The organism is Neobacillus sp. S1115 (assembly GCF_055385565.1).
The window spans coordinates 1,956,776-1,972,093 of the sequence record NZ_AP038275.1; the positions used below are offsets into that span (position 1 = coordinate 1,956,776).

General features: G+C 41.7%; 17 protein-coding genes. 16 read left to right on the forward strand and 1 reads right to left on the reverse strand.

The window, feature by feature from the left end:
* Positions 1 to 48 precede the first annotated feature (48 nt).
* From remA to spoVM, 15 genes are all read left to right on the forward strand, one after another.
* Complete coding sequence (gene remA, locus ACZ5B7_RS09630; RefSeq protein WP_213116381.1) at positions 49 to 312, forward strand: extracellular matrix/biofilm regulator RemA; 264 nt, start codon at positions 49 to 51, stop codon at positions 310 to 312.
* A 12-nt stretch (positions 313 to 324) separates the two neighbouring features.
* A complete protein-coding gene (gene gmk, locus ACZ5B7_RS09635) occupies positions 325 to 939 on the forward strand; it encodes a guanylate kinase (protein ID WP_213140809.1) in 615 nt (204 codons plus the stop codon).
* Position 940: 1 nt separating this feature from the next.
* Positions 941 to 1,159, forward strand: a complete 219-nt coding sequence (gene rpoZ, locus ACZ5B7_RS09640) for a DNA-directed RNA polymerase subunit omega (RefSeq protein ID WP_464493560.1) — start codon at positions 941 to 943, stop codon at positions 1,157 to 1,159.
* 379 nt (positions 1,160 to 1,538) lie between these two features.
* Positions 1,539 to 2,753: a bifunctional phosphopantothenoylcysteine decarboxylase/phosphopantothenate--cysteine ligase CoaBC gene (gene coaBC / locus ACZ5B7_RS09645; RefSeq protein WP_464493561.1), complete on the forward strand. Its 1,215-nt coding sequence runs from the start codon at positions 1,539 to 1,541 to the stop codon at positions 2,751 to 2,753.
* Entirely contained in the window at positions 2,750 to 5,161 is a 2,412-nt protein-coding gene (priA, locus tag ACZ5B7_RS09650; protein ID WP_464493562.1) for a primosomal protein N', read from the forward strand. The genes coaBC and priA overlap by 4 nt, the downstream gene beginning before the upstream one ends.
* Before the next feature lie 88 nt (positions 5,162 to 5,249).
* Positions 5,250 to 5,735, forward strand: coding sequence for a peptide deformylase (gene def / locus ACZ5B7_RS09655; protein WP_464493563.1), 486 nt, complete (start codon positions 5,250 to 5,252; stop codon positions 5,733 to 5,735).
* Positions 5,732 to 6,676: a methionyl-tRNA formyltransferase gene (fmt, locus tag ACZ5B7_RS09660; protein ID WP_423801665.1), complete on the forward strand. Its 945-nt coding sequence runs from the start codon at positions 5,732 to 5,734 to the stop codon at positions 6,674 to 6,676. The genes def and fmt overlap by 4 nt, the downstream gene beginning before the upstream one ends.
* A gap of 1 nt (position 6,677) precedes the next feature.
* On the forward strand, positions 6,678 to 8,030 hold the full coding sequence (gene rsmB, locus ACZ5B7_RS09665) for a 16S rRNA (cytosine(967)-C(5))-methyltransferase RsmB (RefSeq protein WP_464493564.1): 1,353 nt from the start codon (positions 6,678 to 6,680) through the stop codon (positions 8,028 to 8,030).
* Positions 8,031 to 8,033: 3 nt separating this feature from the next.
* The gene (gene rlmN / locus ACZ5B7_RS09670) at positions 8,034 to 9,122 is read left to right on the forward strand and encodes a dual-specificity RNA methyltransferase RlmN (protein WP_464493565.1); all 1,089 of its coding nucleotides are present in this window, start codon (positions 8,034 to 8,036) and stop codon (positions 9,120 to 9,122) included.
* Between the two features lie 4 nt (positions 9,123 to 9,126).
* Positions 9,127 to 9,879, forward strand: coding sequence for a Stp1/IreP family PP2C-type Ser/Thr phosphatase (locus ACZ5B7_RS09675; protein ID WP_464493566.1), 753 nt, complete (start codon positions 9,127 to 9,129; stop codon positions 9,877 to 9,879).
* Positions 9,879 to 11,861, forward strand: a complete 1,983-nt coding sequence (pknB, locus tag ACZ5B7_RS09680) for a Stk1 family PASTA domain-containing Ser/Thr kinase (RefSeq protein WP_464493567.1) — start codon at positions 9,879 to 9,881, stop codon at positions 11,859 to 11,861. Before ACZ5B7_RS09675 ends, pknB begins: the two co-directional genes overlap by 1 nt.
* A gap of 37 nt (positions 11,862 to 11,898) precedes the next feature.
* Complete coding sequence (gene rsgA / locus ACZ5B7_RS09685; protein ID WP_464493568.1) at positions 11,899 to 12,780, forward strand: ribosome small subunit-dependent GTPase A; 882 nt, start codon at positions 11,899 to 11,901, stop codon at positions 12,778 to 12,780.
* A gap of 2 nt (positions 12,781 to 12,782) precedes the next feature.
* On the forward strand, positions 12,783 to 13,427 hold the full coding sequence (gene rpe, locus ACZ5B7_RS09690; protein WP_464493569.1) for a ribulose-phosphate 3-epimerase: 645 nt from the start codon (positions 12,783 to 12,785) through the stop codon (positions 13,425 to 13,427).
* A gap of 48 nt (positions 13,428 to 13,475) precedes the next feature.
* Entirely contained in the window at positions 13,476 to 14,126 is a 651-nt protein-coding gene (locus tag ACZ5B7_RS09695; protein ID WP_464493570.1) for a thiamine diphosphokinase, read from the forward strand.
* 111 nt (positions 14,127 to 14,237) lie between these two features.
* Positions 14,238 to 14,321 (forward strand): stage V sporulation protein SpoVM, encoded by an 84-nt coding sequence (gene spoVM / locus ACZ5B7_RS09700; protein WP_042356285.1) that lies wholly within the window; start codon positions 14,238 to 14,240, stop codon positions 14,319 to 14,321.
* 144 nt (positions 14,322 to 14,465) lie between these two features.
* On the opposite strand, the gene rpmB is transcribed toward spoVM, so the two are convergent.
* Entirely contained in the window at positions 14,466 to 14,654 is a 189-nt protein-coding gene (rpmB, locus tag ACZ5B7_RS09705) for a 50S ribosomal protein L28 (RefSeq protein ID WP_007087786.1), read from the reverse strand.
* Positions 14,655 to 14,940: 286 nt separating this feature from the next.
* Here rpmB and ACZ5B7_RS09710 point away from each other — a divergent pair, with 286 nt between their 5' ends.
* Complete coding sequence (locus ACZ5B7_RS09710) at positions 14,941 to 15,303, forward strand: Asp23/Gls24 family envelope stress response protein (protein WP_213116367.1); 363 nt, start codon at positions 14,941 to 14,943, stop codon at positions 15,301 to 15,303.
* Positions 15,304 to 15,318: the final 15 nt, after the last annotated feature.

Below are 15,318 nucleotides of genomic sequence, written 5' to 3' on the forward strand. Positions count from 1 at the left end.
AATGCATTGACACGGTCAAAATATATTATTAATGATTGGATGATTTTCATGGCAATTAAATTAATTAATATTGGTTTTGGTAATATTGTATCGGCAAATCGAATTATTTCTATCGTAAGTCCCGAATCAGCTCCTATAAAAAGAATTATCCAAGATGCCCGGGACCGCGGGTCATTAATCGATGCTACATATGGAAGACGGACTCGTGCTGTTATTGTAATGGATAGTGATCATGTTATTCTTTCCGCCGTTCAGCCTGAGACAGTAGCGCACCGCTTAACGGACCGTGAGGATACTATTGAAGAAGGGTAGGATTTTAGTAATATGCCAGAAAAAGGATTGTTAATTGTACTTTCCGGTCCATCAGGGGTTGGTAAAGGAACTGTACGAAAAGAGATTTTTTCACAGCCTGATACGGCTTTTGAATATTCTATTTCAGTTACAACCCGAAAGCCTCGTGCTGGAGAAGTGGATGGAGTGGATTATTTTTTCCGAACCCGCGAAGAGTTTGAGGAAATGATCAGGCACGGCAAGCTGCTTGAGTATGCTGAATTTGTTGGTAACTATTATGGCACGCCAGTGGATTACGTCCGGCAAACCCTAGATGAAGGCAAGGATGTTTTCTTAGAGATAGAGGTCAAGGGTGCCCGCCAAGTTCGTGAAAAATTTCCTGAAGGTTTATTTATTTTTCTGATGCCGCCAAGTCTATCGGAATTAAAAAACCGAATTGTGACAAGAGGAACGGAAACAGAAGATATTATTCATAATCGGATGCTGACAGCCCGTGAAGAAATTGAAATGATGGAATTATATGATTATGTTGTTGAGAATGACCAAGTGGAACTCGCCTGCGAACGCATTAAAGCGATTGTAGTTGCGGAGCATTGCCGCAGGGAACGAGTAGAAAAACGTTATAAAAAATTGCTGGAGGTTGATTAGAATGTTATACCCTTCTATCGATTCATTGCTGGAAAAAATTGATTCAAAATATTCGTTGGTATCCGTGGCAGCAAAGCGTGCCCGTGCCATGTCGCAGGCAAAAGACGAAAGACTGCCAAAATACGTTTCCTACAAATATGTTGGAAAAGCACTTGAGGAAATATACAGTGGCGAGCTAACCTACCGCATTTCCAAAAAAGCAGAAAACTCTGCTGAATAAATGTAGAAAACCATTGAATGAAGGCTTGACATAACAGTCAGCCTTTTTATTTTTTGTAAAACTTATGATAATGCATTTTTCCTTCTGTTGATTGGAGCGGAAGGCGCTCGACTCCTGCGGGAGTACGGGGCAGGGGAGACCCCACAGGCGCTTAAGCGCCGAGGAGGCTCCCCGTACCGCCCGCGGAAAGCGAGCGCCTCGGGACAGGCAAAGAGCAGCCTGTCCCTGCGATGATTATTCAAAGAAGATTTCCTTAGTGGAGCGGAAATCAACAGACCCATTAATAGAATTTTGTCGAATTCAAATAGTAAAAGGTGAAAAATAAGTAAAATTCAATCATAATAGAGGAAAAAGTGTTTACATAAAGCGGGGGAAAAGTATGTTAACCAATAAAAAAATATTATTATGCGTAACAGGTGGAATTGCTGTTTACAAAGCAGCGGCCTTGACAAGCAAACTCGTTCAAGCCGGTGCCCAAGTTAAGGTTATAATTACCGAATCAGCCAGCCAATTCGTAACCCCATTAACCTTCCAAGCACTTTCACGCCATGAAGTTTATACAGATACATTTGATGAAAAAAATCCGCAGGTTATTGCCCATATCGACTTAGCCGACTGGGCCGATTTGATCCTCGTGGCACCAGCCACAGCTAATACGATTGCCAAACTGGCGGGCGGGATTGCTGATAATATGGTCACGACTACGCTGCTCGCAACAACGGCATCTGTCTGGATTGCACCAGCCATGAACGTTCATATGTATGACCACCCAGCGGTTAAAAAGAATCTTGATATTTTAGTGGACTACGGATATCGGTTCATCGAACCAAGCGAAGGCTATCTTGCCTGCGGCTATGTTGGCAAGGGACGCTTAGAAGAACCTGAGAAAATTGTTGAATTAATTCAAGGTTTTTTTGCCAAAAAGGAATTTAAACCACTTAAAGGGAAAACAGTCGTAATTACGGCTGGACCGACAAGGGAAAAAATTGACCCTGTCCGTTTTATATCCAATCATTCAAGTGGAAAAATGGGTTATTCCATCGCAGAAGAAGCCAGGAAGCAAGGGGCCCGTGTAGTATTGATTTCCGGTCCGGTACAAATACCCGCTCCCTCTGGTGTTGACCTAGTCAAGGTGGAGAGCGCGGAAGATATGTATAACGCCTGTATAGAAGTTTTTGATAAGGCGGATATTGTGATAAAAACAGCGGCTGTTGCTGATTACCGTCCCAAAATTGCTTATGATGAAAAGGTGAAAAAACAGCCTGGTGGCACATCGTTAGAGCTTGAACGGACAAAGGATATATTGTTTGAACTTGGCCAAAGAAAGAAAAATCAGGTGCTGATTGGTTTTGCGGCGGAAACAAATAATGTCGATGAATATGCCCGAAAAAAATTGTTCACAAAAAATGCCGATATGATTGTCGCAAACAATGTGAAGGCCGAGGGAGCAGGATTTGGCACAGATACAAACATCGTCACCCTATACAAACGTGACGGCTCAATTGTTGAATTGCCTTTAATGTCTAAAGTGGACGTCGCTGGGAAAATTATTGAAGAAATTGCCGTGCTTCTAAAGGATTTGGAGAAAAAATGAAAATTGCCAGTGTCATTGTAGACGTGCCGGCGAAACAAACAGATAAACCATTTGATTATCTAATTCCATCCCAATGGGAGGAGACGATTCAACCGGGAATGAGAGTCGTCGTTCCGTTTGGCCCGCGTCATATTCAAGGGTTTGTTATTGAGGTGAAGCGTGAGTCCGAATTCAAACAGTTAAGAGAAATTATTGAACCGATGGACCTTGAGCCGGTTTTGAATCAGGAATTATTAAAGCTTGGAACTTGGCTGACAGACCATACCCTATGCTTTAAGATTTTTGCCTTTCAGGTCATGCTTCCCGCGGCTTTAAAAGCTAAGTACGAAAAAAAGGTTAAACTTGCTCCTGGAGCGGCCGCCGTAGATTTGCCAATGCCGCTCCAGCCATACTTTGCTAACAGCAACACATTCAATTGGGAGATAGCATTAAAAAATGGCCTTGTTCCCTATCTGCAGCGGGCTTCGGCCGAAGGGCTTCTTGAGGTCTTATATGAAGTCAAGGAAAAGGTTAGGAGAAAACTTGTCCATGTGATTGGTCCCAATCTTGGTGTGCAGGACTTGAAGCTAGAGCTGGAGAGATTGCCTGGAAATGCAGAAAAGCAGAAGCAAGTGCTGGCGTATTTTATAGAACACGACAGCGAAATTGAATTGCGTCAATTAACCGAGAAAATTAAAGCCTCCTCGACCACAGTCAAAGCCCTAGTTGAAAAGAAATTGCTTTGGGAAGCGGAAAAAGAAGTCTACCGGGACCCGTATGAAAACCGCACCTTTGAACGAACCAGCCCGCTGCCCTTAACAGAGGCCCAAACCACCGCCATTAAACCGATTCTTGATTCGATTGAAGGAAATCAACATGAGGTATTTCTGCTTTATGGGGTTACTGGCAGCGGTAAAACAGAAATTTACCTGCAATCCATTCAGGAGGTCATTGCAAAAGGCAAGGAAGCAATTGTCCTTGTTCCCGAGATTGCTCTTACACCGCAGATGGTCAATCGGTTTAAAGGAAGATTCGGTGACCAGGTTGCGGTGCTCCACAGCGGTTTATCGGCCGGTGAAAAGTACGATGAATGGCGGAAAATCCAACGGAAACAGGTTAAGGTAGCGGTTGGTGCAAGATCCGCTATCTTTGCCCCGTTTGAAAATATCGGCATTATCATTATCGATGAAGAGCATGAGACAAGTTATAAACAGGAGGAAATGCCGCGCTATCATGCTAAAGATGTGGCGATTGAAAGAGCAAAAACCTATTCTTGTCCGGTTGTGTTAGGCAGTGCCACTCCGTCTTTAGAATCGTTTGCGAGAGCGCAAAAGAAGGTTTACCATCTTTTGTCCTTGCCGACACGAATGAATAATCGAGCATTGCCGTCCGTGGAAATTATTGATATGCGTGAAGAGCTACGCGCCGGGAACCGTTCCATGTTTTCCACGAAACTTTTTGAAATGCTTAAGGACAGGCTTGAAAAAAACCAGCAGTCCGTTTTATTTTTAAATAAACGCGGACATTCTTCGTTTGTCATGTGCAGGGATTGCGGCTATGTTGTCAGCTGTCCTAACTGTGACATCTCACTTACCTACCATCGAGCCGGAGTTCAAATGAAGTGTCACTATTGCGGTTTTGAAAGCCCGGTTCCGAAGATATGCCCTGAGTGTTCAAGCGAATATATCCGCTACTTTGGAACAGGGACGCAAAAGGTTGAGGACGAACTTGGAAAAATTTTGCCCGAGGCCAGGGTCATTCGGATGGATGTGGACACAACAGGCCGTAAAGGTTCACATGAAAGATTGCTGAAGGAGTTTCAGGAAGGCAAAGCGGATATTTTATTGGGAACACAAATGATTGCAAAAGGGCTGGACTTCCCTAATATTACTCTTGTAGGTGTGCTTTCAGCTGATACGATGCTTCATTTGCCTGACTTCCGGTCATCAGAAAAAACCTTTCAATTATTAACACAGGTAAGCGGCCGGGCTGGGCGACATCAGCTCCCCGGAGAGGTAATTATTCAAACCTATACTCCGGAACACTACAGCATCGAGCTGGCCGGAACACAGAATTATGACCTTTTTTATCAGCGGGAAATGTTTGTCCGGAAAATGCACCATTATCCGCCTTTTTATTTTCTTGCTCTTATTACGGTCAGTCATGAGCAGTTGATGACAGTCATGTCCGCGACAGAGAAAATAGCCCGTTTCTTGAGATCACAGGTTTCTAATCAGGCGGTTGTTCTTGGCCCCTCAGTCTCCCCAATCGCAAGGATTAATAATAGATATCGCTATCAATGTCTGATAAAATACAAGCGGGAACCGAACCTGACAAAAACATTGAAAACAATCATTGATCAGCATCAAAATGAAGCGAAAAACGGACTTCTTGTGTCCGTTGACGTAAATCCGTTTATCCTGATGTAATCTGGGTGAAAATGATTATAAAAGCGGAAGAGCCTAGGCGCTTCCGCTAGAGATTAAACAAGTTAATAAGCTTATTGGAGGAACCGTTTTGGCGATACGTAAAATTGTAAACTACCCTGCGGAGATACTGGAAACAAAATGCCAAGAGGTAGTAAAGTTTGATAAAAAACTGGCAAAAATGCTAGAAGATATGTATGACACCATGATTGAATTTGATGGGGTAGGACTTGCCGCTCCGCAAATTGGTGTAGACGCCCGCGTGGCGATCGTCGACATTGATGATGAATCAGGAACAATCGAAATGATAAATCCGCGTATTCTCGAAACAGCCGGAGAACAAACAGGACCCGAGGGCTGTTTAAGCTTTCCCAATTTGTTTGGGGAAGTATCAAGACCAAATTTCGTGAAAATTGAGGCCTTGGACCGAAAAGGCAGAAAATATATAGTGGAGGCTGAAGGGTTCCTGGCACGGGCTATTCAGCATGAAATCGACCATTTAGACGGGATATTGTTTACTTCAAAGGTATTGCGATATCTCGAGGAAGATGAGTTAAAAGGAGTAGAGGCTGAATGACGAAAATTGTTTTTATGGGTACACCCGATTTTTCAGTGCCTATTTTGCGACAAATCATTGAAGATGGTTACGAGGTAATTGGCGTGGTAACCCAGCCAGACAGGCCTGTCGGTAGAAAAAAGGTTTTAACGCCGCCTCCCGTTAAGGTAGAAGCGGTAAAGCAGGGGATCCCAGTCTTGCAGCCCGAAAAAATTCGTCATTCAGAAGAACTCAGTAAAATCCTCGCTTTGAAGCCGGACTTAATTGTAACGGCAGCCTTTGGTCAAATTTTACCAAAGGAGCTGCTGGATGCCCCAAAATTTGGCTGTATCAATGTCCATGCTTCCTTGCTTCCGGAATTACGCGGCGGAGCGCCAATCCACTATGCTATTATGCAGGGAAAAAAGAAAACAGGCGTTACCATCATGTATATGGTCGAGAAATTAGATGCCGGTGATATGCTATCAAAAGTGGAAGTTTCAATTGCCGAAGATGATAACGTTGGTACACTTCATGAAAAACTTAGTGCGGCAGGTGCCAAACTACTTTCTGAAACGTTGCCTAGGCTTCTCGAGGGCAAAGTAAACCCAGTGCCGCAGAATGACAGCGAGGCGACCTTTGCTCCCAATATTAAGCGAGATCAGGAAAAAATCAATTGGGCCAAAACAGGCGCTGAAATATATAATCAAATTCGCGGCTTAAATCCATGGCCTGTTGCTTTTACGATGTTAGATGGCCAGGTGCTAAAAATTTGGCAAGCGGAGAAAATTAAAAATGCCAAGCAAAACGTACCCGGGACAATCATCAACATTGAGCCGGACGGCTTAACGGTCAGCACCGGAGATGATACGGCGATTAAAATCATCGAACTGCAGCCATCCGGAAAAACAAAAATGGCCAGTGAGCAATTTTTACGGGGAGCGGGTTCGAAAATTGCAACAGGCAGTAAATTAGGAGAATAAAATGACAACCAAAGCGAGAACGAATGTACGGGAAGCGGCAATGGACCTTCTTGTTACAATAGAAAAAAATCAATCCTACAGCAATTTGCTTCTTAATCATGCAATCAATAATAATCAAATTTCGCAAAAGGATATCGGCTTATTAACGGAATTAACCTATGGAACGTTACAAAGAAGAATGGCCTTAGATTTCTTTCTCAAGCCTTTTATAAAGGACCATAAAAAATTGGCGGATTGGATTATTCATTTACTTAGACTCACGGTTTATCAAATGGTTTATCTTGATCGAATTCCTGATCGTGCTGCTATATATGAAGCTGTAGAAATTGCCAAAAAACGCGGGCATAAAGGAATTGCAGGTTTGGTGAATGGCGTACTTAGAAGCATTCAAAGAGAAGGACTTCCATCTTTAAATGAGGTTTCTGACCCAATTGAAAGATTATCACTGGAAACGAGTCACCCATTATGGCTTGTGGGCCGCTGGGTCAGCCAATTTGGCTATGATAAAACAAAAGAAATGTGTGAGATCAATCTGACGGCACCGATGCAAATTGCCAGAGTCAATCTCACCAAGATGTCTCGAGATGAATGTGCCCAGGTACTGGAAGAAGAGGGGTTTGAAATTGAAAAAAGCCCGATTATTCCAGAGGCGATTAGATCGTTAAGGGGAAATCTGGCTACTAGCATTGCCTTTAAATATGGAATGTTCACAATCCAAGATGAAAGTTCGATGCTTGTAGCCTATGCATTAGGTGCTGAAAAAAATGAATTTGTCCTTGATGCTTGTGCAGCCCCTGGAGGTAAAAGCACGCATATTGCTGAAAAGATGCAAAATACTGGCGAAGTGATTTCCGTTGACCTTCACCAGCACAAAGTAAGATTAATAAATGAAAATGCCCGCCGATTAGGGTTATCAAATATAAAGACAAATGTCTCTGATTCAAGATTGCTGCAGGAAAAGTTCAAGGAGGAATCATTTCATCACATTCTGCTTGATGCACCATGCTCAGGGCTTGGGGTGATGAGAAGAAAGCCTGATATGAAGTATACCAAGACCGAAAAGGATTTAGAGCGTTTAAGCAGTATTCAACAAAGTCTATTAACATCGGTTGCTCCTTTACTGAAAAAAGGCGGCACCCTTGTATATAGTACCTGTACAGTAGATAAAGAGGAAAATGAATATACAGTAAAGACATTTTTAGATAACAATCCGGAGTTTGAGGGAGATTTATCATTCAAAAACAGGATGCCAGAAGCGATTCAACCGCTCATTACCGGATTTGATTTACAAATATTCCCACAGGATTTTGGGTCAGACGGCTTTTATATAGCCGCTTTAAAAAGGAAGGTGTAACGATTGGAACAACTAAATACAGCAGAGAAAAATACAGCATTGGACAAAAAGAAATCGATTTACTCACTTGAGCTTCAAGATTTAAAGGAATGGCTGAAAGAGAATGGCGAAAAACCATTCAGAGCCGAGCAAATTTTTGACTGGCTTTATAAAAAACGGGTCACTTCTTTTGAGGATATGAACAATTTATCCAAAGAATTAAGAGAGAAACTGGCCGCCGCGTTTCAGATTACTACCTTAAATACGGTTATTCAGCAAACATCCTCGGATGGAACCATCAAATTTCTCTTTGAGCTTCATGATGGATATTCCATTGAGACAGTTTTAATGCGTCACGATTATGGAAACTCAGTTTGTGTAACGACTCAGGTTGGCTGCAGGATTGGCTGTACTTTTTGTGCTTCCACTCTTGGCGGCTTAAAAAGACATTTAGAAGCTGGTGAAATCGTTGCGCAGGTTGTCAAGGTCCAGCAAGCTCTTGATGAATCAGATGAACGCGTCAGTTCCGTTGTCATTATGGGTATTGGTGAGCCATTTGATAATTACGATAATATGCTGTCGTTTCTAAAAATTATCAATCATGAAAAGGCGTTAAATATCGGGGCGCGTCATATCACTGTTTCAACAAGCGGTATTATCCCGAAAATCTATCAATTTGCTGATGAAAATATGCAAATTAATTTTGCCATTTCCCTGCATGCTCCTAATACGGAATTAAGGTCAAGGTTAATGCCGATTAATAAAGCTTTTAAACTTGATGACTTAATGAAAGCAGTGCGGTATTATATCGATAAGACAGGCAGAAGAATAAGTTTTGAGTATGGCCTCTTTGGCGGCGTTAACGATTCAGTTGAGCATGCCGAGGAATTGGCAGAACTAATAAAAGGGCTAAAATGCCATGTAAATCTGATACCTGTTAACTACGTTCCGGAAAGAGATTACGTCCGCACGCCTAGAGAAAAGATTTTTGCTTTTGAGAAGACGCTAAAAACGCGTGGTATAAATGTAACCATTCGCCGGGAGCACGGCCATGATATTGATGCAGCATGCGGGCAGCTTCGTGCAAAGGAGCGAAAAGAGGAGACGATGTAAAGGTATGAAAGAAGTATTTCAAACAGACCGAGGGAAAGTGCGTCTTCACAATGAGGATGCCGGGGGAGTTTTTATTAACCTTGACGGGGACCGCCTTGCCATTGTAGCAGATGGGATGGGCGGCCACCGTGCGGGTGATGTAGCAAGTGAAATGAGCGTATCGCATTTAAAACAAGAATGGGAAAAAACCAAAGGAATTAAAGATGCCGAGACGGCCGAAACGTGGCTCGAGGAGCAAATTAAAAAGGTAAATGACATTCTTTTTGACCATGCCTTAAGCCATACGGAATGTGACGGGATGGGGACGACGATTGTCGCTGCTATCGCCACGAGTTTGTTTGCGACAATGGCAAATATAGGCGACAGCCGCGGTTATATTCTGAATGAATCTGGTTTTAAGCAAATTACCGAAGACCATTCCCTTGTTAATGAATTAGTCAGAACCGGGCAAATTTCGAAAGAAGATGCAGAGCATCATCCTCGTAAAAATGTATTACTGAGGGCATTGGGGACTGAAAAAACAGTCGAAATGGATATTAAAACAATCACTTTCGAAGAAGGCGATTTACTCCTTTTATGTTCTGACGGTCTTTCCAATAAAGTCAGTGAAACAAGGATGAAAGATACGCTGTTAAGCAGCGGCCTTCTCGAGGAAAAAGCGAAAACCCTTATCTCACTTGCAAATGAAAATGGCGGAGAAGACAACATTACATTGGCTATAGTAGAGTTTCTGGAAGCCCGTGAGGGTGGTATGTAATGTTGATTGGTAAAAGACTAAGCGGCCGCTATAAAATCATTGATATGATCGGCGGAGGCGGCATGGCCAACGTTTACCTTGCCCATGATATGATCCTTGACCGGGACGTTGCGGTTAAAATGCTCCGGCTTGATTTTGCAAATGATGAAGAGTTTATTCGGAGGTTCCATCGAGAAGCACAATCTGCTACAAGCCTTGCACACCCAAACATTGTCAATATATTTGATGTCGGCGAAGAAGACGATTTATATTATATCGTTATGGAATTTGTAGATGGAAATACACTGAAACAATACATACAGCAAAATTCTCCTCTTAAGGTGGAAGAGGCAATTGAAATTATGAAGCAATTGACCTCGGCGATTTCTCATGCTCATCATAACCATATCATTCACCGAGATATTAAACCGCATAATATTTTGGTAGACCATGATGGGAATGTTAAAATTACGGATTTTGGTATTGCCATGGCTTTAAGTGCCACTAGTATTACGCAGACTAATTCAGTTCTTGGGTCTGTCCATTATTTATCGCCCGAGCAGGCCCGGGGCGGTATGGCCAATCGAAAGTCAGATATATATTCACTGGGGATTGTTATGTTCGAATTATTGACCGGCCGACTTCCTTTTTCCGGAGAATCTGCTGTATCAATTGCCCTTAAGCATTTGCAATCCGAAACTCCGTCCGTCAGAAGATGGAATCCAAACATTCCGCAGAGTGTAGAAAATATCGTCTTAAAAGCGACAGCGAAAGATCCATTTCATCGCTATGATAGCGTCGATGAAATGGAGGAAGATTTACGGACAGCGCTTGATCCTGATCGACTGTTTGAACCAAAGTTTATCATACCGATTGATGATGAAGCGACGAAGGCCATCCCGATTATTACAGATGATAAGCCATTAAAAAACCTAGATGAAACAATTGTTCACTCCAGTGAAAAAAACACTGGCGGTTCGGGTGGCACAGCTGATTCGAAACAGGGAAAAGGGGCAAATAAAAAGCGAAAAAAATGGCCAATCGTTCTTACTTCTCTTTTAGTTTTGCTGGTTTTGCTTGGCCTATCCGCCTATTTTGTTCCGGGATTAATTTCTGCAAAGGATGTCAAAATTCCTGATGTCAGCGGAATGAAGGAAGATGATGCGATTTCAAAATTAAGACAACAGGGACTGACTATTGATAAGAGAATTAAACTAACTGATGATGAAATCGAAAAAGGCAGTGTTATTAAAACGAATCCTGAAGCGGCTACAGTCGTTAAAGAAAAATCAAAGGTAACACTTTATATAAGTACAGGAAAAGAAAAATATGAACTATCCGATTATGTGGGCCGGCAATATGATGATGTTGTCCGTTTGTTAGATAATCAGAATTTTAAAGATATAAAGAAGACTGAGAAAAACGATGACAGCGAGCCAGGAACAATTCTCAGCCAAAATCCTTCCGGGGGGGAAAAGGTGGTTCCAGAGGATACTGTTTTGGAATTTGAAGTTAGTAAGGGCCCGGAAAAAATTGTATTAATGGATCTAACACAATATAGTGTAAAAGCTGCACAGGATTATGCGGCATCAGTCGGTTTAACGTTAGATGCTTCTCAGGAACAATATAATGAAACCATTCCAAGGGGTATGATCATTTCGCAAGAACCTAAACAAGGGACTCAGCTGCAAAAAGGTGATAAAGTCAGCGTGATTGTCTCTAAAGGAAAAGAAGAAAAACCTCCAAGGGAAATAACGAAAGAAATTACCATTGATTACGAACCTCCTTTACCAGGCCAGCCTGGACAAAAACAAGAGGTAAGGATTTATATTGATGATATGAATCACAATATGAGTGTACCTGCGGATGTCTTCTCTATTACAGAAACAACAACTAGGCAAATTAAATTGATTATTGTGGAAGGTAAAAAAGCCAGCTATCAGGTGTTTCGTGATTCTAAAGTCATTGCAGAAGAAACTATTAATTACAACGACGTAGAATAACCTTTTTAAATTAAATCTTTTTACAAGGAGGGCTGCTATGCCTGAAGGGAAAATTGTAAAAGCATTGAGCGGTTTTTATTATGTTCTTTACAATGATAACTTAATTCAGTGCCGCGGAAGAGGAGTGTTTCGGAAAAATAAAATCACTCCCCTTGTGGGGGATGAAGTTGTTTTTCAAGCGGAAAATGACCAAGAAGGGTACATTTTGGAAGTGAAGGAACGCAAAAATGAATTGGTTCGCCCGCCAATTGCGAATGTCGACTTGGCGATTTTGGTTTTTTCCGCCGTCGAACCTGAATTTAGTACCGTACTCTTGGATCGTTTCCTTGTTCTGGTCGAATTTAATCAAATTGAGCCGATTATTTGTATTACCAAAATGGACCTAACAAATGATGAGGAGCAGCAGAAGATTTCAGAATATGCCGCGCACTATCAGGCCGCCGGTTATGAAGTGATTATGACATCTTCCGAGACGGAAACAGGCATTGAATTATTGCATCCACATCTCGAGGATAAAATATCTGTTTTTGCCGGCCAATCAGGGGTTGGCAAATCATCTTTGTTGAATGTACTAAGACCAGACTTGGAATTGAAAACAAATGATATCTCCACCCATTTGGGAAGGGGAAAGCATACAACAAGACATGTTGAACTGATAAAAGTCGGCAATGGATTATTAGCGGATACACCGGGATTTAGCTCTTTGGATTTCACGGATATCGAAGCAGAGGATTTAACCTCCTGTTTTCCGGAAATCTTAAGGGCAAGTGAAAATTGCAAATTCCGCGGCTGCCATCATCTGAGCGAACCGAAATGCGGTGTTAAACAGGCAGTGGAATCTGGGGAGATTCCAACGTATCGTTACGACCATTATGTCGATTTCCTTCAGGAAATTAAAGATAGAAAGCCGAGGTACTAGTTATGGTAAAAATCGCCCCATCCATTCTTTCAGCTGATTTTGCAAAATTAGGGGAAGAAATCATAGCAGTTGAAAAAGGGGGAGCAGATTACATTCATGTAGATGTGATGGATGGTCATTTTGTCCCAAATATCACAATCGGTCCGCTTATCGTCGAAGCCATTCGTCCGGTAACCAAACTGCCGCTGGATGTTCATTTAATGATTGAAAACCCGGACCAATATATTGAAGCCTTTGCGAAAGCAGGTGCGGATTATATTACGGTCCATGTCGAAGCATGCCGTCACCTGCACCGCACGATTCAAAACATTAAATCCTTTGGTGTAAAGGCCGGGGTTGTCTTAAATCCTGCCACACCTGTCGAGTCAATCCAACATATTATCGGGGATATCGATATGGTGCTGTTAATGTCTGTAAATCCCGGATTTGGCGGGCAAAAATTTATTCCTGAGGTGCTGCCGAAAATCAAGAAAGTAAAACAAATGGCAGTGGAAAAAGGAGTAGAAATTGAAATTGAAATTGATGGCGGTGTCAATCCGGAAACAGCAAAGCTATGTATAGAGGCCGGCGCAAATGTCCTTGTCGCCGGATCGGCCATTTATAATCAAGCGGATTATGCGAAGGCCATTTCGCATATAAGAGGGTAAAAAAAGTCGGCTTAACGCCGGCTTTTTGTTTATCAGAAAGGAGCTCAGATGATGATTATTAATATACTCGCCGGAGGTCCGGAGGATCTTCTGCCCGATTTAACGGAATATATCGAAGAGGATGCAATATGGGTGGGTGTTGACCGCGGCGTATTTCATTTGATATCGAGAAGCATTACACCAGCAATTGCCTTTGGCGATTTTGATTCCGTGACAAAAGCGGAATTAGCGGTTATCGAAGATAAGGTTACTAAATTAAAAAAATTTATTCCTGAAAAAGATGAAACCGATATGGAGTTAGCTTTAAACTGGGCATTAAAGCAACAGCCAGAGAAAATCCAACTGTTTGGTGCCACAGGGGGAAGGCTTGACCATTTACTGGCGAATGTCCAGCTGTTAATTCATCCGCTAAACGCCAAAACTGAAACGGAAATTTTTCTGATTGACCGTTACAATATTGCTTTTTTAAAAGGGCCAGGCACATATACACTCAAGAAAAGATGGGATAAAAAATATATTTCTTTTGTGCCATTAACCCTAGATGTTTTCGGGATTACTCTGGATGGGTTCAAATATCCTTTGCAGAACCGTCATATTTCCCTCGGATCCACACTATGTATAAGTAATGAACTTATTAGCGATTATGGTACTTTTTCATTTTCGGAAGGCATATTATTAGTGATAAGAAGCCATGATTAAAAGCCTCGAAAATTCGGTACTGATTTTGTTCGTTTGAATAAAATGGTAAGGGCGTACGGATTTAGGGTAAAGAATAAAATGTTAGACGTGAGATTTGTGAGGAGGGACAGTATGAAATTTTATACAATTAAACTGCCGAGATTTTTAGGTGGAATTGTCCGAGCGATGATTGGCGTGTTTAATAAAAAAGAATAGGAAAAAGGCCTCATTCCTAAAAAAGGGCTCATTACCTTTCATAAACCTAAAGCACCCATTCGAATAAAATGGGTGCTTTTTATTTTCATTAATTAGGACAAAATAAAAGAAAATGAGGCTGTCACATGACAGCCTCACTAAAAATTATACGCGTTCTACTTTACCGGATCTTAACGCTCTTGCAGAAACCCAAACACGCTTTGGTTTTCCATCAACAAGGATACGTACTTTTTGTAGGTTAGCACCCCATGTACGCTTGTTAGCGTTCATAGCGTGAGAACGGGCGTTACCAGTAGTGGTTTTCTTTCCAGTTACTACACATTTGCGCGGCATTAAATTTCCCTCCTTAACACGAAAAGCTTAACCAGTATTCTTTAAGATACTAATCATATAGAAAAATGGCATAGCCAAATTTTCTGTCTTAAGATACCTTAATAATTTATCACACAACCATTATGAATGCAATAGCTTAGTTAAATGGTTTCAAGAAAAAAACCTTGACATTACCCTGAAATAAATGCTGTTATAGTAAACGTACTAGGAATGACTTTCAATATTTAAGCTACTATAGTAAAATGACTGTAGTTAAGGAGCAATTTTTCAGGAGGGGGAACGATTCATGTCCATTGAATTGAAAACGAAGTACGGACAAATTGATATTTCAAATGAAGTAATCGCAACCATTGCCGGAGGAGCAGCGGTAGAATGCTATGGAATTGTCGGCATGGCCTCTAAAAATCAGATCAAAGATGGCATAACTGAAATTCTTAGAAGAGAAAATTTCACCCGCGGTGTCATTGTCCGCCAGGAAAATGAAGCGTTACATATTGATATGTATATTATTGTCAGCTATGGAACCAAGATTTCTGAAATTGCTCACAACGTGCAATCAAAGGTTAAGTACACCCTTGATAAGACAGTTGGACTTGCCGTTGATTCGGTTAATATTTTCGTTCAGGGAGTTCGTGTGACGAACCCGTAGTAAGGAGTGAAGTTT